This window comes from Agrobacterium sp. GW821-FHT14E08 (genome assembly GCF_058803865.1).
Window position 1 is genome coordinate 406,859 of sequence record NZ_JBXAPJ010000004.1, and the last position, 22,060, is coordinate 428,918.

Here is a 22,060-nt window from a genome sequence, read left to right on the forward strand (position 1 = left end):
AAATCCTCGTCCTTCATATCAGTCTTGGGTGCTTGGGAAAGGGTTCAGCGCAGGCGTTCGCCCCTGCTGTCGAAAAGGAAAGCGCGGCGGGCGGAAAGGCCGACCGTCAGCCGGTCGCGATTGCCGACATCGCGCGATTCCGGCCGTTCGATGATCAGCTGCTCGCCGCCTTCGGTTTGGGCATAGACATAGCTGGTATTGCCGAGATGTTCGGCGACATCGACATGCACCGTGAGATCGGCATCGCCCGCGCCCGCATCGGCGAAATGTTCGGGCCGGATGCCGAGCGACACCCTGGCTCCCTCGTTCAAACCGGCCGTGACCGGCAGGTTCAGCCGCACCGCAGGGTCGCTGTCGAGCGAAAGCGTAACGCCCTCCGCGCTGCTGCCGACGATGGTGGCTTCCAGAAAATTCATCTTCGGCGACCCGACGAAACCGGCAACGAAGCGGTTGGCGGGGTCGTCGTAAAGATCGAGCGGCGCGCCGACCTGTTCGATATTGCCGGCCCGCAGCACCACGATCTTGTCGGCGAGCGTCATCGCCTCCGTCTGGTCGTGGGTGACATAGATCATCGTGGTGCCGAGCTGCTTGTGCAGGCGGGAGATTTCCACGCGCATCTGCACCCGCAATTCGGCATCGAGGTTGGATAGCGGCTCGTCGAACAGGAAGACCTGCGGTTCGCGCACGATGGCGCGACCGATGGCAACGCGCTGGCGCTGGCCGCCGGAAAGCTGTTTCGGTCGGCGCTGCATCAGCTCGTTGATCTGCAGGATTTCGGCGGCGCGGTTGACCCGCTTTTGCGTATCGGCCTTGGGGTTACCGTTCATTCTTAGACCGAAGGAGAGGTTTTCCGCCACCGTCATATGCGGATAAAGCGCATAGGACTGGAACACCATGGCAATGCCGCGATCGGCCGGATCGGCATCGCTGACCGTCTTGCCGCCAATCACGATATCGCCGCCGGAAATATCCTCCAGCCCGGCGATCATTCTGAGAAGCGTGGATTTGCCACAGCCGGACGGGCCGACGAAAACGACGAATTCCCCGTCTTTCACCTCGAGATTTGCGCCATGGATCACTTCCAGCGCGCCGTAACGCTTGACCACGTTGTTGAGCGAAAGTTCCGCCATGCGGCCTCCCCTTACTTGACTGCCCCGGCGGAAATGCCGGCGATGAAGTGGCGCTGCAAAGCCACGAAAACCACGAGAATGGGTGCGGTGAGCAGCACCGCGCCGGCCATGATGCCGCCCCATGACACTTTGGTGAGCCCGATGAGGGTGCCAAGCGCCACGGGTGCGGTCATCATTCCTGGGCGGGAATTGATGAGAAGCGGCCAGAGATAATTGTTCCACGAGGCCAGGAAGAGGATGATCGACAGCGCCGCCATGGTGGGCCGCGCAAGCGGCAAAGCGATGCGCAGGAAGATCTGCCATTCCTTTACGCCTTCCACCCGCGCCGCATCGAAAAGCTCCGTCGGCATCATCGAGAAGGATTGCCGCATGAACAGCACGCCGAGCGAGTTGAAGAGCGGCGGCACGATCAGCGCCACCCATGTGTTGGCGAGCTTGAACTCCCGCGCCACCATGATGAATTGCGGAATGACGACAACGGCAAAAGGCAAAGTGATGGTGCCGAGAATGATGGCGATCACCACCCCGCGTCCGGCAAAGCGGTAACGCGCCAGCGCCCAGCCGGCCATCGACGTCAGGAACACCGAAAGCACGGTGTAGATGACGGCGACGGTGATCGAGATGAACATGGCCCGCAGGAAATTGGTATCCGCCTGCAGGTTATTGAAATTCTCGATGAAGTTGGTGGAGGGCACCAGCACGATATCCGGGCTGAAAATGCCGTAATCCGGCATGGTCGAGAACACGAACATCATCCACAGCGGAAACAGCCAGATGATGGCAAGCGGCGTCAGCGCCGCATGCAGGGCGATCTTCTGCCAGAAAAGCGATCTCGATTTCGATCTCATTTCGGCTCCCTTCCGACCCAGAGGTTAAGCAGCGAAATGGCGATGGCGAGCGCCGCCATGGTGTAGGCAATGGCCGAGGCATAACCGAAATTGAGTGAGGTGAAGCCCTGCCGGTAAAGGAACAGCCCCAGCGTCTCCGTGCCGCCGCCCGGCCCGCCCCTGTTGGTGATGAGGAAGGGTTCGGCAAAGAGCTGCATGGTGCCGATGACCGAGAGCACGACGCAGAAGAGGATGATGGGTTTGAGGAGCGGCAGGGTGATGTGGAAGAACTGCTGCCGCTTGCTCACCTTGTCCAGCGTCGCCGCTTCATAGACATCGCCGGGGATCGATTGCAGCCCGGCCAGAATGATGATGGCGTTATACCCCGCCCAGCGCCATGTCACCGCAATGATGACCAGCGCCATGGCCGCATTGGCATTGTCGAACCACGAGATAGGCGAAAGGCCGACGGAGGTGATGAGCTTGTTGATGATGCCGAAATCGGCGCTGAACATCAGCCGGAAGACAGCCGCATAGGCCACCTCGCCAACGACGACAGGCGCAAAAAAGGCAAAACGATAAAGCGGCCGCGCCTTCAGGAGCGGCGAATTCAACAGCACCGCCATGACGGTGGCAAGCGCGATCATCACGGGCACCTGAATGACCAGAATGATCAGCGTATTATAAAGCGCATTATAAAAGGCCGGATCGGAAACCAGCCGCCCCCAGTTCATGGAAGGTGCAAACCGCCACGGATTGATCCGCGTGTTCTGGAACGACAGCATGAACGAGCTGATGATCGGCCAGACCCAGAAGGTGGCGAAAATCAGGAGATAGGGCGCAAGGAACGCATAAGCGATCCTGTTCCTGGACGGCATGACGACCTCCATATGCCGGACGACGAGCCGGATAAATGGAAAAGCTTGGAGGCCTGCCCCCGTTTGAGGGCGAGACCATTGCAAGGCGGTGCGGCCTATTTCTTCTCCCAAGGGGGAGAAGGCGGCCCGAAGGGTCGGATGAGGGGGCTGGCTCTCCGGATATCTCTACCCTCGCCCCCTCATCCCGCTGCCGCGGACTTCTCCCCCTCGGGGAGAAGAAACTTGTGGCACCCGCCCGGTCCTGGCCGCCGGCTTACTGCGCGACGGGCAGCCCCGTCGCCGTTTCGATCTGCTTGGCCGCATCATCAAGCGCTGCTTTCGCATCGGGATAACCGCCGGCGAAATATTTCGTCTGCGTCGCCTTGTAGATCGCATCCGCATCCGACTGGAACGCCGTGCCACGGCTCGGCACGATCTTCGGCAAGGTGGCGAGAATATCGGTCCACACCGCCTGCCCGCCCCAATAGGCCTGCTTTTCCTTGACGAAAGGATCGTCGATGGCGGACAGCAGCGAGGGAACGAGGCCGAAGGATTTCAGCATCGTCACCTGACCTTCATTGGTAGTCAGCGCGTAATCGATATATTTCCACGCCGCTTTCTTGTGCTGAGACGTCGAGCTGATCGCCAGCGACGAACCGCCGAGGTTGGCCGCATGCGGACCATCCGCCGTCAGGCTCGGCATCAGATAGACGCCCCATTTGCCGGAAAGATCAGGAGAGCCGGAACGAACCGTGCCTTCATACCAGGCGCCATACATCTGGCTGGCGGCCTTGCCGGCCGTATTGGCCTGGATTTTCTCATCCCAGATCGCCGCCGTGATGATGCCGGCGTCCTTCATTTCCTTGACCTTTTCAAGGGTCGCGACACAGGCGGGCTGGTTGATGGTGATGTTCTGGCCATCGGTCGAAAAGTAACCGCATCCCTGCTCATTGGCGATCATGCGAAACCATTCGCTATCGCCGTTGAAATCGGCCTGCGCCATGACGGTGCCGGGATTGGCGGCCATAACCTTCTTGCCGGCGGCGATGAAATCATCCCAGCTTTTGATGGTGGCCGGATCGACGCCTGCCTTCTCATAGAAGTCGCGGCGATAAAATACCGCCACCGGACCGGAATCCCACGGAACCGCATAGGCGACGCCGTCAACCTCCAGTTCCGTGCGCTTGAAATCAGGGAAAAGCGCCTGTTTCTCAGGCGTATAGCCAAGCTCGGTCAGATTGGCGAAACAATCGGGAAAACGGCTCCAGAACAGTTCCGCTTCGAAATTTTCAACGGTGACGATATCAGGAAGACCATCGCCCCCGGCTGCGCAGGCAGCCAGCGTCTTGTCAAAAACCTGATTGTTTCCAAGGTCTTCAACGACGATCTTGATATCCGGATTCTGCTTGTTGAAGCCCTCTACCGTGGATTTCAGCGCGGAAGCCGCGACGTTCCAGCTCCAGATGGTGACGGTTTCTGTTTGCGCGAAAGCCGGGGCTGCGAGAAGCAGCATGGCCGTAGACGCGCCAAGAAATTTCAAGCACATTGAAAACCTCCCTTTTTCAATTGCCGTTCTTCAGCGAACATGGGCACATTACCGGCGACAGGAAATCTGTCTCGTAAAAAGGGAACATCGATTTGGCGGAAAGTAAGATTGCTGAAAGAGCCTTCTACCAGCCGGGTGCAAGCAGCATCGAAGGCATGCCGACGACGCTTCAGCTTTTTCACAATCATCCGCCCATCATGCTCAGGCCCCACTGGCACGCGCAGGTGGAAGTGAATTACGTCATGTCGGGATCGGTGCATTATCGCATGGGCGATCACGACCTGACGCTCGATGCCGGCCAGATGTGCATCTTCTGGGGCGGCCAGCCGCACCAGATGGACCACTCCTCCGATGATTCCTTTTACGCCGGCGCGCACCTGCCGCTCGTGCATTTCTTCCGCATGCGCCTGCCGGCCACCGTCTCCAGCCAGTTGATGGGTGGTGCTACGATGGTGAGCGCTGAGACCGACCGGGCAGATGCGGAGAATTTCGGCCGCTGGTTCCGTTACGTCACCTCGGGCGAACAGGCGAAAGCCCAGCACGCGGTGGAGGAACTGCTGCTCAGAGTCGAGCGAATGTTCCTTGAACCCTACTCCGTCATATCATCCGCCGCCAATGGCAAACGCAGGGAGGATGACGAGGGCATGGCGCCCTCCATCGGCGTGGTGCGCATGTGCGACTTCATCGCCGCCAATTTTCTCGACGATATCGACGCGACGGAAATCGCCCGTGCCGCCTCGCTGCATCCGAAATATGCGATGAACCTGTTCCGCAAATCCACCGGCATGACGCTGATCAAATATCTGACCCTGCTGCGGCTTTCCCGCGCGCAGGCGATGCTGATGACCGGCAAGGACAATATCCTGCAGATCGCCATGGAAAGCGGCTTCGGCTCCGTCAGCGCCTTCAACAAGGCGTTCCGCCAGATATCAGGCATGTCGCCTTCCGATTTCCGCCGCGACATGCGGGCGACGGCGGCTTAGGGTATTTCCAATGGAGCCGTACCGTAAGCAACCTACATGGTGCCGACGCGTCCCATCTCCACCCCTCATTCCTGTGCTTGTCACAGAAATCCAGCCGACGCGCGTCTGCGCGGCGGGAAGAGTCCTTTCAGCCCAAAGACTTGGGCTGGCTGGATCCCTGTGACAAGCACAGGGATGAGGAGCGTTAAGCCTAGTCTCCTATATCTTCCAAGTCGGAAAAAGCTCCCCCGCGCTGCCGCGCCGCCTGCCTATAGGCCCTTGGTGAACTGCCCAGCATTCGCCGGAACATGGTGGTGAAAGCCGGTATGTTTTCATAACCGGCATCCAGCGCCACATTCGTCACGGCTTCGCCGGCGGCCAGTCTCGGCAGGGAGGCGAAGATACAGGCCTGCTGGCGCCACGTGACGAAACTCAACCCCAGTTCTTTGCGGAACAGCCGCGTAAAAGAACGCCGGCTGATGCCCATTGCCGCCGCCCAGTCATCGATCTCCACCCGCGCCACCGGCTTTTTCAGGAAATCGCGGCACAGCGCCGCCAGACGCTGATTATCTGGAAAGGGCAATCCCAGCGGCCGTTCCGGCAGGCGGTTGACCTCATCCAGCAGCAGCGCCCGCACAAGGCCCTGCCGGTGGAATGCCGAGGGCTGGTGTTCCTCCGCCAGCAATTCCGCAATCAGGCTGGAGGCAAGATCGGTTATTTCCACCACCCTTGGCGCACCGGCATGGAAAAGCTCCGGGTGAACATAGATCGAGTGCATCTCCACCGTGGAAATGGTCTCGGCCTCATGTTGCAGCCCGGCGGGGATGAGCAGCCCGTGACCGGGCGGTATCATCCAGCGCCCGTCCGCGGTGCTGACCAGCACGACGCCCTGACGGGCGCACCAGATCTGCACCCGGCTATGGCTATGGGGCGGCGTGCGGTGCCCGGTGGGGTAAACGCGGCAAAGCGCCAGCACCGGCTCATTGGTGCCGTCGATCAATTTCAGGCTGCGTTCATGCTCGTCCTGCGTCACACTCCAGGGCTGCCGCGATTTGATTTTTGCCATTTGGCCCACTCACAAAGAAAATCGTCCAGAACACAAATGCAGGCCAGAAACAATATGAATAAAAGCGGGAAGAAATAAAGACATGTTTCCCGCCTTCCGCCGGGAACCCGAGAGGACTTCATCATGGCCACTGTTACCAGCGCCGGCAACAGCTTCAATCCGCAACGCACGGCGTTTTCGATCATCGCAGCCGCCAGCTTCTGCCACATGCTGAACGACATCATGCAATCGCTGCTGACGTCACTTTATCCGCTGCTGAAGGCGAATTACGCGCTCGATTTCATGCAGATCGGCCTGCTTACCTTCGCTTTTCAGGTCACCGCCTCGCTGCTGCAGCCGGTTGTCGGCATGGTGACGGACCGCTGGCCCATGCCGTTCTCCCTGCCCGTCGCCATGCTGTCCACCTGCGCCGGCCTCATCACGCTTGCTTTTGCCCATAGTTTCGAGGTTCTGGTGATCGGCGCCTGCCTCATCGGCATGGGTTCGGCGATCTTCCATCCGGAAGCCTCGCGCGTGGCGCGTCTCGCATCCGGCGGCCGTCATGGTCTGGCGCAATCCTTCTTCCAGGTGGGTGGCAATACCGGCACGGCCATCGGCCCGCTGCTCGCCGCCTTCATCGTCATCCCGCTCGGCCAGACGAGCCTCAGCTGGTTCTCGCTGATCGCGCTCGTCGGTTTTGGCGTGCTTTCCTGGGTTGGCGTCTGGTACACCCGCCACCGCCGCGCAACGGTCGGCAAGGCGCCGGCCAGCCGCACGCTTCCCCTTGCGCGTGGCACTGTCATGATGACGCTTCTGGTGCTGGTGGTTCTGACCGCCACCAAGAATGCCTATCTCGCCAGCCTGTCCAGCTACTTCACATTCTACACCATCGACAAGTTCGGTCTTGGTGTTCAGGACGCGCAGGTTCTGCTGTTCCTCTTCCTCGGCGCTTCGGCACTGGGCGTGTTCTTCGGCGGCCCGATCGGCGACCGTTTCGGCTCGCGCGTCGTCATCTGGTTCTCGATCCTCGGCGTCATTCCCTTCGCGCTGCTGCTGCCCTATGCGAACCTGTTCTGGACGGCCATTCTCGTCGTCGTCATCGGATTCGTGTTCTCCTCCGCCTTCTCGGCAATCGTCGTGTTCGCGCAGGAACTGGTGCCTGGCCGCGTCGGCCTCATAGCCGGCATGTTCTTCGGTTTCGCCTTCGGTTTCGGCGGCATCGGCGCTGCGGTTCTGGGTGTTTATGCGGATAAGGAAGGCATCGAATTCGTCTACCGCATCTGCTCCTACATGCCGCTGCTCGGCCTGCTCACGGTGTTCCTGCCGAAACTGCCGAGCCACCGCTAAAAGCCTCGCGTTCAACGCTTTTCAACACGGCGGTCACCTGTGATACTCAGGTGACCGCCGTATTCCGTTGAGCAAAGCCCTACCCATGCAGATCCCGATAAAATCGATCCTCGTTTTCCACGCCGCGGCAAGGGCGGGCAGCATTTCCCGGGCGGCGGAGGAACTGAGCGTCACACCATCGGCCGTTTCCCAGCAGATCCAGCTGCTGGAAGGCCAGCTCGGCACGACCCTGATGGCGCGAACCGGCCGCAAGGTGACATTAACGGAAGCGGGCGAGCGCTATTTCTCGATGATCACCGCCCAGATCGAGCAGATAGCAGACGCCACCGACAGTATTCGCGGCTTCCGCTCGGTCACCACGCTGACAATCCGGGCGACGCCGACCATCTCCAACAAATGGCTGCTGCCGCGTCTCGGCTCCTTTCTGGAGGAACACCCGGAACTGGAAGTGCGCCTGGATGGCACAAACGAGCCGACCGATTTTTCGCAGGAACTTGTCGATATAGAGCTGCGCCATGGCGATGGCCGCTGGCCGGGCCTCTTCGTGGAAGGGCTGGTGGAGGAGGAATTCCTGCCGGTGTCATCCCCGGCTTACGCCGCCGCCGGGAGCCTTCAGGCCGCCGATCTGCTGGAATTGCGGCTCATTCATTCGGTGAAGGCGCAGGCGCAGTGGACGCACTGGTTTCCGATGGCCGGCGTGCATTCAGACAAAAGATGGCGGCGTGTGCTGTTCGACCGCAGCCATATGGCCATCGATGCCGCAGCCGGCGGTCTGGGCGTCGCGCTGGAAAGCACGCTGATGATGGAACGGGAACTGGTGACCGGCGCGCTTATCTGCCCGGTCATCGATGCGCCGCGTATCAAGCTCGTTACCCAATGGATCGTTTGCCCGCATTCCCATCTGCGGCAGAGAAAGGTGACGCTGTTTCTGGAGTGGATGCGAAAACAACGCGACGAGTGGCGTGCCCGTCGCGTTGTCTGATGTTTCAGGCAATCCGTTTTCGCGTCAATAAAGCCCCATCAGCCTGATTGGCCCGAGCGTCAGCACCGGGAAAAGCACCAGCGCGAAGATGGCGAGTGTCAGCACCGTCATCGGCGCCAGCGAACCGCGAATGACATCCTCGATCTTCATATTCGCCACCTGTGCTGCGGCAAACAGGCAGACCCCCACCGGCGGCGTCACCAGCCCGAGTGTCAGCGTCATGACAGTCACGATCAGGAAATGGATCGGATCGATGCCCAGCGCCTCCACCGGCGGCATCAGCACCGGAATGAGGATGAACATCGCCGGGATCGCTTCCATGAAGATGCCGATGATGAGCAGGAACACGAAGATGACGAGCATGCCGGTCATCGGGCCGAGGTTCATGGCCTTCAAAAGCTCGGCCACCTGTTCGGGCAGACCATCGAAGGTGAAGACCCAGGCGGCGAGCTGCGAGGTGGCGGCGATGAACAGGATGGTGCCGGAAATACGCGCGGTCGAGATCAATATTTCCGGCAGTTCGCGTACCGGCAGCGTGCGGTAAACGATGACGCCGAGCACCGCTACGTAAACCACCGCGATGGCTGCGGCTTCCGTTGGCGTGAACAGGCCGCTGGCAATGCCGATGATGAGGATCAGCGGCGTCAGCATCGGCAGGATGGCGCGCAGACCCGTGACGACCACCAGGCGGAAATTGAACGGTGTCGGCGGATTGTAACCGTAATGCACCGAATAGAAGTGATTGAAGACGAGGAAGGCGAAGGCGATGAAGAGGCCGGGCACCAGACCCGCGATCAGCAGCGTGCCGATCGACACGTTGGCGATGGAACCGGCAATCACGATCAGGATCGACGGCGGAATGATCGAGGAGAGCGTGGAGGTGCAGAGCGTCATGCCGACGGCATAACCCTTTGGAAATCCATGCCGCTCCATGGCCTTGATCTCGATGGCGCCGACCGAGGCGATATCGGCGACGGAGGAGCCGGAGACACCGGAAAAGATCACCGACGAGATGACATTGACGTGGCCAAGCCCGCCGGGAAGCCAGCCGACCATGGCCTCGGCGAAATCAAAGATGCGCTCAGCCACCCGCCCCCGCTCCATGACCGTGCCGACGAGAATGAACAGCGGTACGGCGACAAGAAGGAAGGAATTCATCGACGAGAACATCGTCTGCGACAGCAGGTCCATGGGCATGGAGGTGAAGAGCCACAGCGTGCCGACGCTGGCGAGCGCCAGAGCGATGGCAAGCGGCACGCCAAGCATGCTGAGACCGAAAAAGGCGATGAGAAGAAAGACCGACATGGCTCAATGTCCTGCTGAAATGGAGATATCGGCATGGGCGATCTCGTCCGCCGGCAGGCCAAGCTCGGGAAGCGCGATGAGCTCCCGGCGGCTGCGCAGCGATTCGATGATGGCCAGCACGGCGATGATGGCGGAAACCGGCAACACAATGCCGATGGTCCACATGGGGATCGGCAGCGTGGCGGCGGTCTCGTTCATCATGATCTGCTGGCGCACCAGGGTCAGACCCGTCCAGCCCATCATGCCGAAAAAGAACACCGAGGAACCGACATAGATCGGCACCGCCAGCCGCCGGAAGAAGCGGTGAAACAGCACCAGAAACACCACGACACGGGCGCTTTCAACGGTGCGGAAGCCCGCGGCGAGGCCGAGAAACACCATCCAGATGAAGAGGAAACGCGTCGCCTCCTCGGTCCAGGGAAGCGGACTGCCGATGAGGCGGCCGATGACCTGAAGAAGCACGACGATGAGAATGCCGGCACAGGCCGCCCCTGCGGCCACATCGGCGATGAGTTTAACGATGGTGCCGAGCACCGAAGGTTTCGTATCGTTCATGACAATACCCTTCCACTGCTGAAACCGGATATCCGGTAAAACGAATGCCGCACTGCCTCTGCGGCAAAGCAACCCTTGCTGACGTTGGGGAAGGCCGGACCGAGATCCGGCCTTCCATGCCCGAAAACGTCAGTTCGTCTTGAGGAAAGCCTGCGTCTTGTCGAAGAACGCCTGATCTTTCACCAGCGCGGAGAACTTTGCCGAAAGACCGGCCGCCACCGCCACGAAAGCCTTGCGTTCGTCGTCGGTCAGCGTGTTCACCTCCATGCCGTTCTTCTTCAGCGTTTCGAGCGACTTGTCGATATCGGCAGCGTCGTTCTGCGCCTTCCAGGCTTCGGTTTCCACGGCGGCCTCCTTCAGCGCGGTCTTGAAGTTCTCATCGAGACCTTCGAAGCGGGCCGGGTTCATTCCCAGCACCCAGGCGTCAGCAATATGGTTGCTGATCGTCAGATACTTCTGCACTTCGTAAAGCTTGGCGCTGACAGGCACGTTGACCGGATTTTCCTGCCCGTCAACGACTTTCAGCTGGAGAGCATTATAGACCTCGGCAAAGGCCATCGGCGTCGGAGCCGCTCCCATGGCGCCGAAGAATTCGACCCAGAGCGGATTGTTTGGCACGCGCAGCTTCATGCCCTTGAGATCGGCTGGCGACTTGATCGGCGCCTTGGAATTGGTGATCTGGCGCAGCGGCCGCGACCAGAGATCGAGCCCGAGAATGCCGATCTTGCTCAGATCGGTGGAAAGCTCCTTGCCGAGATCGCTGTCGAGATAGACCCTGAGCTGGTCGATATCGCGGAACTGGTAGGGAATGGCGATGGCGGTGAACTTCGGATTGAAGGTCGCGTAAAGCGAGGTCGAGTTCAACAGCATGTCCAGCGAACCGCCGGCCAGCTGCTTGACGCCTGCCGAAGGATCGCCGCCATAAAGCGTGCCGTTCGGAAACACCTTGATCTTGAGCTTGCCGTCGGTCTTTTTCGAAACGATCTCGGCAAATTTGTTGGCGGCGAGCGTGATTTCGGAATTGTCGGCATCCGGCGTCGAAAGTGTCAGCGTTTCGGCCTGCGCGATGGATGCGACCAGCATGGCGGCGGCGAGAGCCAGCCCGTAAAGTTTCGAAATTTTCATGTGTTCCTCCCTTGTTATCTCTAGACAGTTTCGAGCGTTCCTCCGAACGCATTCATGCGCTTAATCTCAAGGATCACACCGCTGTGATCAAGCTCGCCCGCGCCATGCTCGACCATGGAGCGGAACAGCCGGTCAACCTCCTCGCCGACCGGTAATTTCAGGCCACGGCTTTCGGCGAAAGCCAGTGCCGTGGACGTATCCTTCACCTGGTATTTCGCAGGGCCGCCGGGGCGGAAATCGCCCTCCACCATGCGTTTGCCGTGCTGGCGGAAGACGGTGGACTCGGCAAAACCGCCCAGCAAAGCCTGGCGCACCTGCGCCGGGTCGGCTCCCCCCGCTTCAACCAGCGTCAAAGCCTCGGCAACGGCGCAGATTGTCGAAGCGACGATCAGCTGGTTGGCAAGCTTGGCCAGTGAGCCGCAACCCACCGGCCCGACATGGGTGACGCGGCCAAGGCAATTGAGGACTGGCCGCAATGCATCCACATCCCGCTGTTCACCGCCGGCCATGATGGCGAGCGTTCCCTCTATCGCCCCCTTTTCACCGCCGGAAACCGGTGCGTCGACATAAGCGACGCCATAAGTCTTTGCCGCCTCCGCCTGTTCCCGTGCGCTGTCGACCGGGATGGAACTCATCACCAGCAGAATAGCACCGGGCTTCATGGTGGAAACGACACCCGAGGCACCGAGCAGAACCTCGTCGCAGACCGGCCCGGAACTCAGCATGCAGATGACGACATCGGCTTCGGCCGCAGCTTCGGCAGCCGTTGCCGCGGCCAGCACGCCCTTGTCCGCCAGAACCGCAGCTTTTTCAGCGCTGCGGTTCCAGGCCTTGACGGAAAACCCGGCCTCCGCCAGACGCGCCGCCATGGGGGCACCCATGATACCCGTTCCGATAACGGCGATCTGGCGAATGTCAGCCATTGTTTCCATCCTTCAAAGCCATTGCCGGTTCAGGAAACGCACCGGCAGTTCTTCTTCGATAAGGGCGGGAAACGCCTCGCGAAACCGGTCGAGATGCGGTGTTTTCAGATGGTCGTCGAAAGCCTGACGGCTGTCATAGACCTCGTAAAACACCACGTTGTTTCCGATTTCCGGCCGCACCACGTCGAATTGCCGGCAACCCGGTTCATCCTGAACCGAATGGGTGGCGTCATCGCGCGCAGCATCGAGAAAGGCGTCCATCGCGTCGGGCTTTACCCGAAATTCCGCGATCACAACGAAAGCTCCCTTCGACATGTCCTCTCTCCCGTCCATTACGCCGCGGCGTCTTTTTGCGGACGGAACTGGTTTTCCATGTCCTGGCGCAGCTTCACCACATCGAGGTCGTTCACCAGTTCCACATCGTCGAAGCTGACGATCTGGTCTTTTTTGATGGCGCGCTTTAGCTTGACATTATGGGCAAGGCCGATCGGCAGCGCCTTGATGTCAAGGCTGCGGGTGGCGGGAATGGCGTTTGCCCAGACCGCGTAACCGCCCTCGCCGTCCAGCATCTCGCCCGGCTGCATATCCTTCTTCGCCGTGGCGACGGCATCGCCGCGGAACTCCTTGGAGCAACCGGTCGCTTCGTTGCGCAGGACGGCGGACAGCACGCTGATCGATGTTTCAAGGCCGATGATGTGGAACGGACGCCACATGGAGGCGTACCAGCCGGAGGGATCGGTCAGCAGGCCATATTGCTTGAAGCAGGCGCGGGCATATTCATTATGCGCCTTGAAGGTGACGAAAACACCGTAACGAATGTTGTTGAACACCTCGCGTCCGTCCGGCTCCTGGCTCGCGGCAATATCGACCAGACCGGAGCGCGACATACGGCCGCCATCGACAGCGGGGCGGAAGACGCGAGCGAGATCGTGCAGGCCGGCGGGCGGGAAGGCCAGACCGTCATCCGGGCAATCCAGCCCCGTGCCGTTGGCGACGGCCGCCATTTCGATGGCCGCCTTGGTGCCGTCGGTGAAGGAATTGTACATTTTCGGATTGAAGTCGCCCTTGGCCACTTCCTCGTCGGTCCAGCCGAAATAACCCCAGACCGTGTCCGGCGTCGAATAACGGTAACGCGGCTCGAAATTCATGCCTTTGCCGGCGGAGACGACCTCGAAACCGGTGGCGCGCGCCCAATCGACCAGCTCGCAGATCAGCGCCGGCTGGTCGCCGTAAGCCATGGAATATATCAGGCCCTTGGCCCGCGCCTTTTCAGCAAGGATCGGCCCGACCATCACGTCGGCTTCGACATTGACCATGACGACATGCTTGTTGTGCTCGATGGCGCCCAATGCATGGCGCGCGCCGGCCAGCGGATGGCCGGTGGCCTCGATCACGCATTCGATCTCGCCGCAGGCGAAAAGCTCGTTCACATCGTCGGTCACATAGGTCTTGCCGCTCTTCAGCGCCTCGGCGCAGCTCTTCGCATCGTAACGCTCCTTCGGCCAGCCGACGCGGTCAAACGATTCCCTTGCCTTGCCGACATTGAGGTCTGCCACGGCGACCATGTGGAAACCGGCAATGCGCTGCGCCTGCGCCAGCACCATGGAACCGAACTTGCCCGCGCCGATGAGACCGACCCGCACGGGTTTGCCGCCGGCTGCACGCTCTGACAGAAGAGAATAGAGATTCATGTTTTGACATCCTTCGCTGGGGAAATTGCTGGCGAGAATGTCCAGTCAGCCCGGCGAAGGCCATGTAACACCGAGGCTGCGAAGGCTTATCCCTCGCGGCACCGATAACATGACGATCTGACGTTCCTCCCGGATACCGGCACGCCTTTGCGCCGGCTCTCGCGGTCGCCTCCCAAAGCAACCTTGAGAACAGAGTAGGAGCGTTCAAATATTAGTTCTATTTAGAAAATCAGATTTTTTGTTTAGCTTATCTAACAAATCATCAGGCCGATTTGCGCAACATCAGATCGGCGCTGAGAAGAATGCGCTCGCGCATCCGCGTCGTGTCATCCGCCTCCTCGTCCAGCTTCTGCAACAGAAGCTCGATCGACAGCCTGCCGATCTCGTTATAGTTCTGCGCCACCGTGGTAATCGGCGGGCAGGCATAACGCGACAGCGGATGATCGTCATGGCCGGCGACCCTGAGGTCATAATCCGCACCATGGCCGACCCTGATGCCCTTCTGGAAGGCGGCGGCGATGACGCCGAAGGCGATACGGTCGTTGGCGCACAAAATAGTGCGCGAGGGCAGAGCCCCCGCCCCTTCCAGCAGTCGGCCCGCTTCATCGAAAGCGAAACGCTCGAAATCCCAGGTGACGATGTCCGGAACGTTGATCACCTGCGGCTCGAAACCAAGGCGCCGCATGGCCTCCTCATAGGCGGTGCGGCGCGTGGCGGCATTGGTATTGACCTGCGGCATGTCGAAGAAACAGGGCGGCTCGCCCGAGCGGCAGAGATAATCCACCATCAGCCCGACACTCTGCCGGTTGTCGGTGCCGACAAAGGCCGAGGTCTCGTCGAGCGGCGAATCGACATAAACGATGGGAATGCTGGCGGCGAGCTGCTCCAGCGTGGCGCGGTGGGATTTGACGCCGAGAGGCGCGATGATCGCGCCGGCCACATTCATCGACTTGAAGGTGCGGATGGCGCGGTCTTCGATTTCCGCCTTGCCATCCGATGACAGCACGAAGGCAAGGAAGCCCGCCTCGTTGGCGATGAGCTCGATGCGGCTCGTCAGCGCCATATAGAAGGGATCGGTGGAATTCGGGATGATGATGCCGATGATATTGGAACGGCGGCGGTTGAGATTGACGGCGAAAATATTGGGCCTGAAGCCCGATTTCTTCAGCGCATCCTCGATGGCGTCCCGGGTCTTCTTGCGGACCGAGGCCGGATCATTGAAGTATTTCGAAACAGTCGGGCGCGAAAGGCCGACGAATTCCGAAAACTCTTCCATCGTCCTGATAGATTTGGCCAAAGTGCTTGCCCCCATGAACTATTACATGTGGTACTTTATATCGACCGGCCTTCGCACGAAAAGCCGGTCGACTGCGGTTATCAACCACCAAACGATCATTCGGCTGCAAATTGCACTTTCATGGTGGCCGGATCGGATGGTTTTTTCGTAAAGAACGGCAGCATTTCCGAAAGCGGCAGCCGGTGCGACACCAACCGCGCCATGACATCGCCATCCGTTTCCAGAATGGCAAGCGCCTGCGGTATGTTGCGGTTCAGCGAATGCGAACCGACAAGCTTCAGCTGACGCCTGAAGATTTCGAAGGGCGCAACCGAAATGCGGGCATCCGGCGCGCAGACGCCGAAGAACAGCGCGGTGCCGCCATCCGCAACCAGCGGGATCATCGCTTCCGCAACGGGTGCGATACCGGTCGCATCGGCGACGACATCGAAAGACTTCTGTTGCCGCAGCAGCGCGTCCGAGCCGGAAACCGCCACCTGGAGCCCGAGACCTTCGGCAAAAGCCAGCCTGCTTTCGTTGATATCGGCAATCGTCACCGTCTCGATGCCGCGCGCTTTCAGCGACAGGGCAAGCAGCAGGCCGATGGGACCGGCGCCAAAAACGAGGGCGTTTTCAGCCACCGTTCCGTTCTCGCCAATGCCCGCGCTCTGCATGCCGTTGACGACGCAGGCGAGCGGCTCGGCCAGCGCCGCGACATGATAGGGCATGGCACCGATGCCATGCAGGTGATCGGCGTGTACGACGCTGAATTCCGCGAAACCGCCATTATGGGAAACGCCATAGGCCTTCAGCGTGCTGCAAAGATTGGTCAGCCCCTTACGGCAGCTCGGGCAGGTGCCGCAAGGCAGATTGGGATCGACCACCACCCGGTCGCCGGTCTTTATGCCCGTCACATCGGCGGCCACGGCTGCGACTTCACCGGCATATTCATGGCCCGGAATGACCGGAAAGGCACCGTCGCCGTAACGCGCGTGGAGAACGTCGATATCGGTGTGGCAGAGGCCGGAAGCCTTGACCCGCACGAGCGCGTGGCCCGGCGGCAGATCGGCAACGGGAACTTCCGCCAGAACGGCCTGTCCCTTCTCGACGAATTGAATGGCATGCATGGTCATCTCCGGCTTTTCAGCTCATCCAGTTGCCGCCGTCGACATTATATGTCTGGGCGAGAATATAATCGCTGTCGGAAGAGGCGAGGAAAACCGCAAGCCCCTTGATGTCATCGGGCGTCGCAAAACGGCCGATCGGCACGGATTTCGCCACCGCCGCCTTCTTCTCACCCGGCTTCAGGCCTTCCCATTTGGCAAATTCCGCATCGACCACTTCCCAATGCTCACCATCCACCACACCGGGTGCAATGGCGTTGACATTGATGCCGTGCTTGACGAGCGCCAGCGCCGCCGACTGCGTGGCGGAAATGATCGCCGCCTTGGAAGCGCAATAAAGCGTGACGAGCGCCTCGCCGCGACGGCCGGCCTGGCTCGCCATATTGATGATCTTGCCGCCGCGCGCCCGCTCGATCATCACATTGGAAACCGCCTTCATTATGAAAAGCGGTCCCTTGAGATTGATGTCGAAGACCCGCTCATAACTCTGTTCGGTAATGCCGTTGATCGGCGCCATGTCGAAGATCGCGGCATTGTTGACGAGAATGTCGATGCCGCCGAATTCCTCATCCACCGCCTTCACCACGGCGTCGATCTCGGAAAGATCGGTCACATCCAGCTTCACGGCCTTGGCTGCAGGGCCGATGGCGGCAGCAGAGGCTGTCGCGCGGGCAATATCGATATCGGCGATAATCACCTTCGCACCTTCATCGGCAAAAGCCTGCGCGAAACCAAGGCCGATGCCGCGGGCGGCGCCGGTGATCAGCGCGACCTTGTTCTTCAATCTCATGTCGATCTCCGTGATGCATGGTGGGGAATCTGGCCATGCTCGCTTGTTGTTAGATATTGTTCTCACCGGCTCATTCCTGTGCTTGTCACAGGAAACCAGCAGACGCGGCTCCCACGCGGCGAGAGAGTCCTTCCAGCCCAAAGACTTGGGCTGACTGGATTCCTGTGACAAGCACAGGAATGAGGGTCGCGGGTGTGTGAAACCACCCATGCCGCCCGCCCCCGAAAGGCGAACGGGCGGCACGCCGGGAGGACGCGGCTACTTGATGTAGCCCGCGCGGGTCATGTCACGTTCGACCTGTTTCTGTGCGCCTTCGAGTGCCGCATCGACGGTCTGCTGGCCGGAAAGGGCGGCCGCAATCTGCTGGCCGACAACCGTACCGATCGACTGGAATTCCGGTATGGCGACGAACTGCACACCGGTATAGGGCACCGGATCCTTGGTCGGCTTGGACGGATCGGCAGACATGATCGCCTTCAGCACGGTATCCGCGAAAGGCGCAGCCTTCTTGTATTCCGGCAGCTCATAGGTGGATTTGCGCGTGCCCGGCGGCACGGCCACCCAGCCTTCGCTTTCACCGACCGTCTTCACATAGGACTTCGACGTCGCCCATTTGACGAAGGACTTGGCGGTTTCAAGCTTCTTCGTGCTATTTGGAATGGCGAGGTTCCACGACCACGACCAGCTCGAACCGTTTGGCGTTACCTCCACCGGAGCACGCGTAAACGCGGTCTTGTCGGCAACCTGGCTCTGCTTGGGGTCATAAACGCGGCCCGCCGCCGAGGTGGCGTCGATCCACATGGCGCAACGGCCGGATGAAAACAGCGTCTGGTTTTCGTTGAAGCCGTTGGCGGCCGCACCGGGCGGGCCGTAGGAGGTCATCAGCGCCACATAATCCGCAATCGCCTTTTTCCACGGCTCGCTCGTCAGCTGCGGTTTCCAGTCCATGTCGAACCAGCGACCGCCATAGGTGTTGATCATGGTGCCGAGGAAGGCCATGTTTTCGCCCCAGCCCGGCTTGCCGCGCAGGCATATGCCATATTGCTGTTTCGACTTGTCGGTCAGCTTGGCGGCGAAATCCTTGATCTGGTCGTAGGTCGGATTGTCAGGCATCTTCAGGCCGGCGGCGTCGAACAGATCCTTGCGGTAAAGCGTGAACGAGCTTTCGGTGTAGAACGGCACGGCGTAAAGCTTGCCGTCCACCGTCAGGCCCTTTTTGATCGGGTCGAGCAGATCGGCATAGTCATAATCGTCGCCGAGATCATCGACGGGCGCCAGCCAGCCCTGCTTGCCCCAGATCGGCGCTTCGTAACCGCCAATGGTCATGATGTCGAACTGGCCGCCATTGGTGGCGATATCGGTGGTGACGCGTTCGCGCAGAACATTCTCTTCCAGCACGATCCAGTTGATCTTGTTGCCTGTTTCCTTCTCCCAGGCGCTGGAAAGCTTCTGCATGATGATCATGTCGCCATTGTTGACGGTGGCGATGTTGATCTCTTCCGCCTGCGCCAGCCCGGCCAGAAGCCCGGCTCCAACCACAGACGACGACAGAATTCCAATGAATTTGCTCATGATACCCGCTCCTCCTTTACGGATGTCCACGCATAACAATACATGCGTAAATTTTTTATCTCGCAAAATCGCACCAATTGTCAACATCCAAAAATAAATCATCGCGCAGCCAAACCGCCCGAAAACTGTATAAATCCTTGTTTACACCAATATATTCGCTTCATAATTTATTATTTCGCGCATTTCTCTTGCTGCATCGCAGCAGAAATTCCATCCATTAATATATTGACGCGCGTAAACTTTAACTGATATCCAGAAAAGCAGCAGACCAAAAATGCACCTGCCCGGCAGGACGGCACATGCTTATGGAGGAGACGATGAGGCAGGCATCTACACTGGCGCCGCAGACCCAGGGCCCGACCATCACGGCCGGAGAAATCCTCGTGGAGATCATGGCGACGACGGTGGGAAACGGCTTTCTCGAGCCGCAAACGCTGATCGGCCCTTTCCCGAGCGGCGCACCGGCCATCTTCATCGATCAGGTGGCGCGGTGCGGCGGAACTGCCGGCATCATCGCGGCAGTCGGTGACGACGATTTCGGCCGCCTCAATGTCGAAAGGCTGCGCCGCGACGGCGTCGATGTCTCGGCCATCGCCACTATTCCAGATCGCCCGACCGGCAGCGCCTTCGTGCGCTACCGTGAGAACGGCGCGCGCGACTTCGTTTTCAACATCGCCCATTCGGCGGCCAGCGAAACCCAGATGACTGATGAAGCGCAGGCGCTCATCGAAAAAGCCGGCCATGTGCACGTCATGGGATCGGCCTTCGCGATTGCCGGCATTGGCGACATCATTCTGGAGGCGATCGGACATGTCAGGGCACGTGGCGGTTCGGTGTCTTTCGATCCGAACATCCGCAAGGAACTGGCGCAGGGTGACGAAGGCCGCAGGCTGATCGACGATCTGCTTGCCGTCACCGATCTCCTGCTGCCGTCAGGCGAAGAACTTCAGGCCGCTACCGGTCTGGATGACGAGGATGCGGCGATAGAAAAGCTGCTCGCCTCCGGTGTCGGCGAAATCGTGCTGAAACGCGGCGCGAAGGGCGCAAGCCATTTCAGCCGCGCCCATGGGCGCATCGACGCCCCCGGCCTGAAGGTGGCGGAAATCGACCCGACCGGTGCCGGCGACTGTTTCGGCGCAACCTACCTCACCTGCCGCCGCCTCGGCATGCACCCGGCAAAAGCGCTCGCTTACGCCAATGCATCGGGTGCCCACAACGTCATAAAGCGCGGCCCGATGGAGGGCGCTGCCAGCCTTGCCGCACTCGATGCCTTCATGGCCGCGCAATTGTCGGAGGAAGTCCTATGACCGCCATTCTGGAAAATCTCGCCGCCGCCCGCCGCGCCGGCAAACCCGCGGGCATCACGTCCGTCTGTTCGGCCCACCCCGTCGTCCTGCGCGCCGCGATCCGCCGCGCCGCCGCCAGCAAGACAGCCGTGCTGATCGAGGCGACCTGCAATCAGGTCAATCATCTCGGCGGTTATACCGGCATGACACCCCGTGATTTTGTTGCCTTCGTCAACAGCATCGCTGCGGAAGAAGGACTGCCCGGCGAGCTCCTGATTTTCGGCGGCGATCATCTCGGCCCCAACCCCTGGCGCAGGGAGAAGGCCGGAGAGGCGCTGACAAAAGCCGCCGCCATGGTCGAAGCCTATGTGGCATCAGGTTTTCGCAAGATTCACCTCGATGCATCGATGGGCTGTGCCGGTGAGCCGGCGGCGCTGGATGACGTCACCATCGCCAACCGCGCCGCCAAACTTGCGGCGGTTGCCGAAAAAGCCGCCACCGATGCCGGCCTGCCCAAACCGCTTTATATTCTTGGCACCGAAGTGCCGGTGCCTGGCGGTGCCGACCATGTGCTCGACACGGTTGCGCCGACGCAGCCGCAGGCGGCGCGCAACACCATCGATCTTCACCGCGAGATATTCGCGCAGCACGGTCTTTCGCAAGCCTTCGAACGGGTCATCGCTTTCGTCGTGCAGCCGGGCGTGGAATTCGGCAGCGACAATGTCGTCGCTTATGATCCGCAGGCCGCGGAAGCGCTGAGCGCCGTTCTGGACGGCGAACCGCAGCTGGTGTTCGAGGCCCATTCCACCGATTACCAGACCGAGCCTGCCCTTGCCGCACTGGTGCGTGACGGATATCCGATCCTCAAAGTCGGTCCGGGCCTCACCTTCGCTTACCGGGAAGCGCTTTATGCGCTTGATATGATCGCATCCGAAATGGTCGGCACCTATGGCGACCGTCCGCTGGCGCAGACCATGGAAAAACTGATGTTGAGCGCGCCGGGCGACTGGCAGGGCCATTACCATGGCGACGACATCACGCTACGATTGCAGCGCCACTATAGTTACAGCGACCGCATCCGCTATTACTGGACGCGGCCGGAAGCGTTGCAGGCCGTTTCCGCCTTGCATAAGGCGCTGGATGGGAAGACAATTCCCGAAACCCTGCTGCGCCAGTATCTCGGCGAATTACCGCTCGCCACAGTTGCGGGCGAGGACGCGGAAGAGATTTTGATCGCGGCTGTGGATCAGGTTCTGGCGACCTATCACGCGGCGACGGGCGAAGGCCGCCACTGACGGCAATCATAAATCCGGATGCCCCTGCGGCAGAGGCCGCCGGAGCGAAATGGGGGAAGTGCGAGCGGCTTTTCATCTGAAGTCCCGCTCAAACTTATAACTGTATCCGTGAGGGAGGACGACTAATGGCAACCCGAAACACGAGCGGTCTTGCGCGGGTGATGCTTGCGCCATCGGTGCTGTTATTGCTGGTGTGGATGATCGTGCCTCTGGCGATGACGCTCTGGTTCTCGTTCCAGAACTACAATCTCCTCAACCCGGCCAATGTCAGCTTTGCGGGCCTGTTCAATTACCAGTATTTCTACACCGACCCGGCCTTCTTCCAGTCGATCTGGAACACGTTGCTGATCGTCGGCGGCGTGCTTGCGATCACCGTCATTGGCGGCATCGCCATTGCGCTTCTGCTCGACAATGACATTTTC

The 22,060-nt window shown here is 60.3% G+C and carries 21 protein-coding genes; 6 read left to right on the forward strand and 15 right to left on the reverse strand.

Translation table 11 applies throughout. The annotated features are described in order from the left end of the window. Window positions 1-44: 44 nt before the first annotated feature. From AC1ROR_RS18065 to AC1ROR_RS18080, 4 genes are all read right to left on the reverse strand, one after another. Window positions 45-1,130, reverse strand: a complete 1,086-nt coding sequence (locus AC1ROR_RS18065; RefSeq protein ID WP_498590256.1) for an ABC transporter ATP-binding protein — start codon at window positions 1,128-1,130, stop codon at window positions 45-47. A gap of 11 nt (window positions 1,131-1,141) precedes the next feature. Continuing rightward, window positions 1,142-1,978 (reverse strand): carbohydrate ABC transporter permease, encoded by an 837-nt coding sequence (locus tag AC1ROR_RS18070; protein ID WP_137086249.1) that lies wholly within the window; start codon window positions 1,976-1,978, stop codon window positions 1,142-1,144. Continuing rightward, window positions 1,975-2,835, reverse strand: coding sequence for a carbohydrate ABC transporter permease (locus AC1ROR_RS18075; RefSeq protein ID WP_080840201.1), 861 nt, complete (start codon window positions 2,833-2,835; stop codon window positions 1,975-1,977). The genes AC1ROR_RS18070 and AC1ROR_RS18075 overlap by 4 nt, the downstream gene beginning before the upstream one ends. A gap of 253 nt (window positions 2,836-3,088) precedes the next feature. Continuing rightward, window positions 3,089-4,360 carry an ABC transporter substrate-binding protein gene (locus tag AC1ROR_RS18080; protein ID WP_498590257.1) on the reverse strand — a complete coding sequence of 424 codons (1,272 nt, stop codon included), beginning with the start codon at window positions 4,358-4,360 and terminating at the stop codon, window positions 3,089-3,091. Window positions 4,361-4,446: 86 nt separating this feature from the next. On the opposite strand from AC1ROR_RS18080, the gene AC1ROR_RS18085 reads away from it, so the two are divergent. Further along, a complete protein-coding gene (locus tag AC1ROR_RS18085) occupies window positions 4,447-5,343 on the forward strand; it encodes a helix-turn-helix domain-containing protein (protein ID WP_498590276.1) in 897 nt (298 codons plus the stop codon). Between the two features lie 190 nt (window positions 5,344-5,533). Here the strand turns inward: AC1ROR_RS18085 and AC1ROR_RS18090 are convergent, their stop codons facing one another. Further along, on the reverse strand, window positions 5,534-6,388 hold the full coding sequence (locus tag AC1ROR_RS18090; RefSeq protein WP_498590259.1) for an AraC family transcriptional regulator: 855 nt from the start codon (window positions 6,386-6,388) through the stop codon (window positions 5,534-5,536). Window positions 6,389-6,511: 123 nt separating this feature from the next. Between AC1ROR_RS18090 and AC1ROR_RS18095 the strand changes: the two genes are divergently transcribed. Next, a complete protein-coding gene (locus AC1ROR_RS18095; protein ID WP_498590260.1) occupies window positions 6,512-7,714 on the forward strand; it encodes an MFS transporter in 1,203 nt (400 codons plus the stop codon). Between the two features lie 85 nt (window positions 7,715-7,799). Next, the gene (locus AC1ROR_RS18100) at window positions 7,800-8,696 is read left to right on the forward strand and encodes a LysR substrate-binding domain-containing protein (RefSeq protein ID WP_498590261.1); all 897 of its coding nucleotides are present in this window, start codon (window positions 7,800-7,802) and stop codon (window positions 8,694-8,696) included. Between the two features lie 24 nt (window positions 8,697-8,720). On the opposite strand, the gene AC1ROR_RS18105 is transcribed toward AC1ROR_RS18100, so the two are convergent. The 10 genes from AC1ROR_RS18105 to AC1ROR_RS18150 form a co-directional block, all read right to left on the reverse strand. Beyond that, complete coding sequence (locus tag AC1ROR_RS18105; RefSeq protein ID WP_173990185.1) at window positions 8,721-10,001, reverse strand: TRAP transporter large permease; 1,281 nt, start codon at window positions 9,999-10,001, stop codon at window positions 8,721-8,723. 3 nt (window positions 10,002-10,004) lie between these two features. Beyond that, complete coding sequence (locus AC1ROR_RS18110) at window positions 10,005-10,556, reverse strand: TRAP transporter small permease (RefSeq protein WP_498590262.1); 552 nt, start codon at window positions 10,554-10,556, stop codon at window positions 10,005-10,007. Between the two features lie 129 nt (window positions 10,557-10,685). Next, window positions 10,686-11,681 (reverse strand): DctP family TRAP transporter solute-binding subunit, encoded by a 996-nt coding sequence (locus AC1ROR_RS18115; RefSeq protein ID WP_498590263.1) that lies wholly within the window; start codon window positions 11,679-11,681, stop codon window positions 10,686-10,688. Between the two features lie 20 nt (window positions 11,682-11,701). After that, on the reverse strand, window positions 11,702-12,604 hold the full coding sequence (locus AC1ROR_RS18120; RefSeq protein WP_498590264.1) for an NAD(P)-dependent oxidoreductase: 903 nt from the start codon (window positions 12,602-12,604) through the stop codon (window positions 11,702-11,704). Window positions 12,605-12,616: 12 nt separating this feature from the next. Further along, window positions 12,617-12,919 carry a putative quinol monooxygenase gene (locus tag AC1ROR_RS18125; RefSeq protein WP_498590266.1) on the reverse strand — a complete coding sequence of 101 codons (303 nt, stop codon included), beginning with the start codon at window positions 12,917-12,919 and terminating at the stop codon, window positions 12,617-12,619. Between the two features lie 17 nt (window positions 12,920-12,936). Then, a complete protein-coding gene (locus AC1ROR_RS18130) occupies window positions 12,937-14,295 on the reverse strand; it encodes an NAD(P)H-dependent oxidoreductase (protein ID WP_498590267.1) in 1,359 nt (452 codons plus the stop codon). Between the two features lie 262 nt (window positions 14,296-14,557). After that, window positions 14,558-15,571 (reverse strand): LacI family DNA-binding transcriptional regulator, encoded by a 1,014-nt coding sequence (locus AC1ROR_RS18135; protein ID WP_196379898.1) that lies wholly within the window; start codon window positions 15,569-15,571, stop codon window positions 14,558-14,560. Between the two features lie 116 nt (window positions 15,572-15,687). Then, on the reverse strand, window positions 15,688-16,698 hold the full coding sequence (locus AC1ROR_RS18140) for a D-altritol 5-dehydrogenase (RefSeq protein WP_498590268.1): 1,011 nt from the start codon (window positions 16,696-16,698) through the stop codon (window positions 15,688-15,690). Between the two features lie 16 nt (window positions 16,699-16,714). After that, a complete protein-coding gene (locus AC1ROR_RS18145) occupies window positions 16,715-17,485 on the reverse strand; it encodes a galactitol 2-dehydrogenase (protein ID WP_080837068.1) in 771 nt (256 codons plus the stop codon). Window positions 17,486-17,743: 258 nt separating this feature from the next. Continuing rightward, window positions 17,744-19,057 carry an ABC transporter substrate-binding protein gene (locus tag AC1ROR_RS18150; protein ID WP_046800382.1) on the reverse strand — a complete coding sequence of 438 codons (1,314 nt, stop codon included), beginning with the start codon at window positions 19,055-19,057 and terminating at the stop codon, window positions 17,744-17,746. A gap of 299 nt (window positions 19,058-19,356) precedes the next feature. Here AC1ROR_RS18150 and AC1ROR_RS18155 point away from each other — a divergent pair, with 299 nt between their 5' ends. The 3 genes from AC1ROR_RS18155 to AC1ROR_RS18165 form a co-directional block, all read left to right on the forward strand. Continuing rightward, window positions 19,357-20,364 carry a tagatose kinase gene (locus AC1ROR_RS18155; protein ID WP_498590269.1) on the forward strand — a complete coding sequence of 336 codons (1,008 nt, stop codon included), beginning with the start codon at window positions 19,357-19,359 and terminating at the stop codon, window positions 20,362-20,364. Then, the gene (locus AC1ROR_RS18160) at window positions 20,361-21,638 is read left to right on the forward strand and encodes a D-tagatose-bisphosphate aldolase, class II, non-catalytic subunit (RefSeq protein WP_498590270.1); all 1,278 of its coding nucleotides are present in this window, start codon (window positions 20,361-20,363) and stop codon (window positions 21,636-21,638) included. The genes AC1ROR_RS18155 and AC1ROR_RS18160 overlap by 4 nt, the downstream gene beginning before the upstream one ends. 125 nt (window positions 21,639-21,763) lie before the next feature. Beyond that, window positions 21,764-22,060: ABC transporter permease (locus AC1ROR_RS18165; protein ID WP_161490912.1), on the forward strand; the 297-nt coding region annotated here is incomplete at its 3' end.

Coding starts and splice junctions, on each gene's coding strand:
- AC1ROR_RS18115 (WP_498590263.1), bottom strand. CDS start 11,681: ATGAAAATTTCGAAACTTTACGGGCTGGCTCTCGCCGCCGCCATGCTG.
- AC1ROR_RS18140 (WP_498590268.1), bottom strand. CDS start 16,698: ATGCATGCCATTCAATTCGTCGAGAAGGGACAGGCCGTTCTGGCGGAA.
- AC1ROR_RS18065 (WP_498590256.1), bottom strand. CDS start 1,130: ATGGCGGAACTTTCGCTCAACAACGTGGTCAAGCGTTACGGCGCGCTG.
- AC1ROR_RS18100 (WP_498590261.1), top strand. CDS start 7,800: ATGCAGATCCCGATAAAATCGATCCTCGTTTTCCACGCCGCGGCAAGG.
- AC1ROR_RS18075 (WP_080840201.1), bottom strand. CDS start 2,835: ATGCCGTCCAGGAACAGGATCGCTTATGCGTTCCTTGCGCCCTATCTC.
- AC1ROR_RS18155 (WP_498590269.1), top strand. CDS start 19,357: ATGCTTATGGAGGAGACGATGAGGCAGGCATCTACACTGGCGCCGCAG.
- AC1ROR_RS18145 (WP_080837068.1), bottom strand. CDS start 17,485: ATGAGATTGAAGAACAAGGTCGCGCTGATCACCGGCGCCGCCCGCGGC.
- AC1ROR_RS18135 (WP_196379898.1), bottom strand. CDS start 15,571: ATGGAAGAGTTTTCGGAATTCGTCGGCCTTTCGCGCCCGACTGTTTCG.
- AC1ROR_RS18150 (WP_046800382.1), bottom strand. CDS start 19,057: ATGAGCAAATTCATTGGAATTCTGTCGTCGTCTGTGGTTGGAGCCGGG.
- AC1ROR_RS18095 (WP_498590260.1), top strand. CDS start 6,512: ATGGCCACTGTTACCAGCGCCGGCAACAGCTTCAATCCGCAACGCACG.
- AC1ROR_RS18160 (WP_498590270.1), top strand. CDS start 20,361: ATGACCGCCATTCTGGAAAATCTCGCCGCCGCCCGCCGCGCCGGCAAA.
- AC1ROR_RS18130 (WP_498590267.1), bottom strand. CDS start 14,295: ATGAATCTCTATTCTCTTCTGTCAGAGCGTGCAGCCGGCGGCAAACCC.
- AC1ROR_RS18090 (WP_498590259.1), bottom strand. CDS start 6,388: ATGGCAAAAATCAAATCGCGGCAGCCCTGGAGTGTGACGCAGGACGAG.
- AC1ROR_RS18080 (WP_498590257.1), bottom strand. CDS start 4,360: ATGTGCTTGAAATTTCTTGGCGCGTCTACGGCCATGCTGCTTCTCGCA.
- AC1ROR_RS18110 (WP_498590262.1), bottom strand. CDS start 10,556: ATGAACGATACGAAACCTTCGGTGCTCGGCACCATCGTTAAACTCATC.
- AC1ROR_RS18105 (WP_173990185.1), bottom strand. CDS start 10,001: ATGTCGGTCTTTCTTCTCATCGCCTTTTTCGGTCTCAGCATGCTTGGC.
- AC1ROR_RS18125 (WP_498590266.1), bottom strand. CDS start 12,919: ATGTCGAAGGGAGCTTTCGTTGTGATCGCGGAATTTCGGGTAAAGCCC.
- AC1ROR_RS18070 (WP_137086249.1), bottom strand. CDS start 1,978: ATGAGATCGAAATCGAGATCGCTTTTCTGGCAGAAGATCGCCCTGCAT.
- AC1ROR_RS18120 (WP_498590264.1), bottom strand. CDS start 12,604: ATGGCTGACATTCGCCAGATCGCCGTTATCGGAACGGGTATCATGGGT.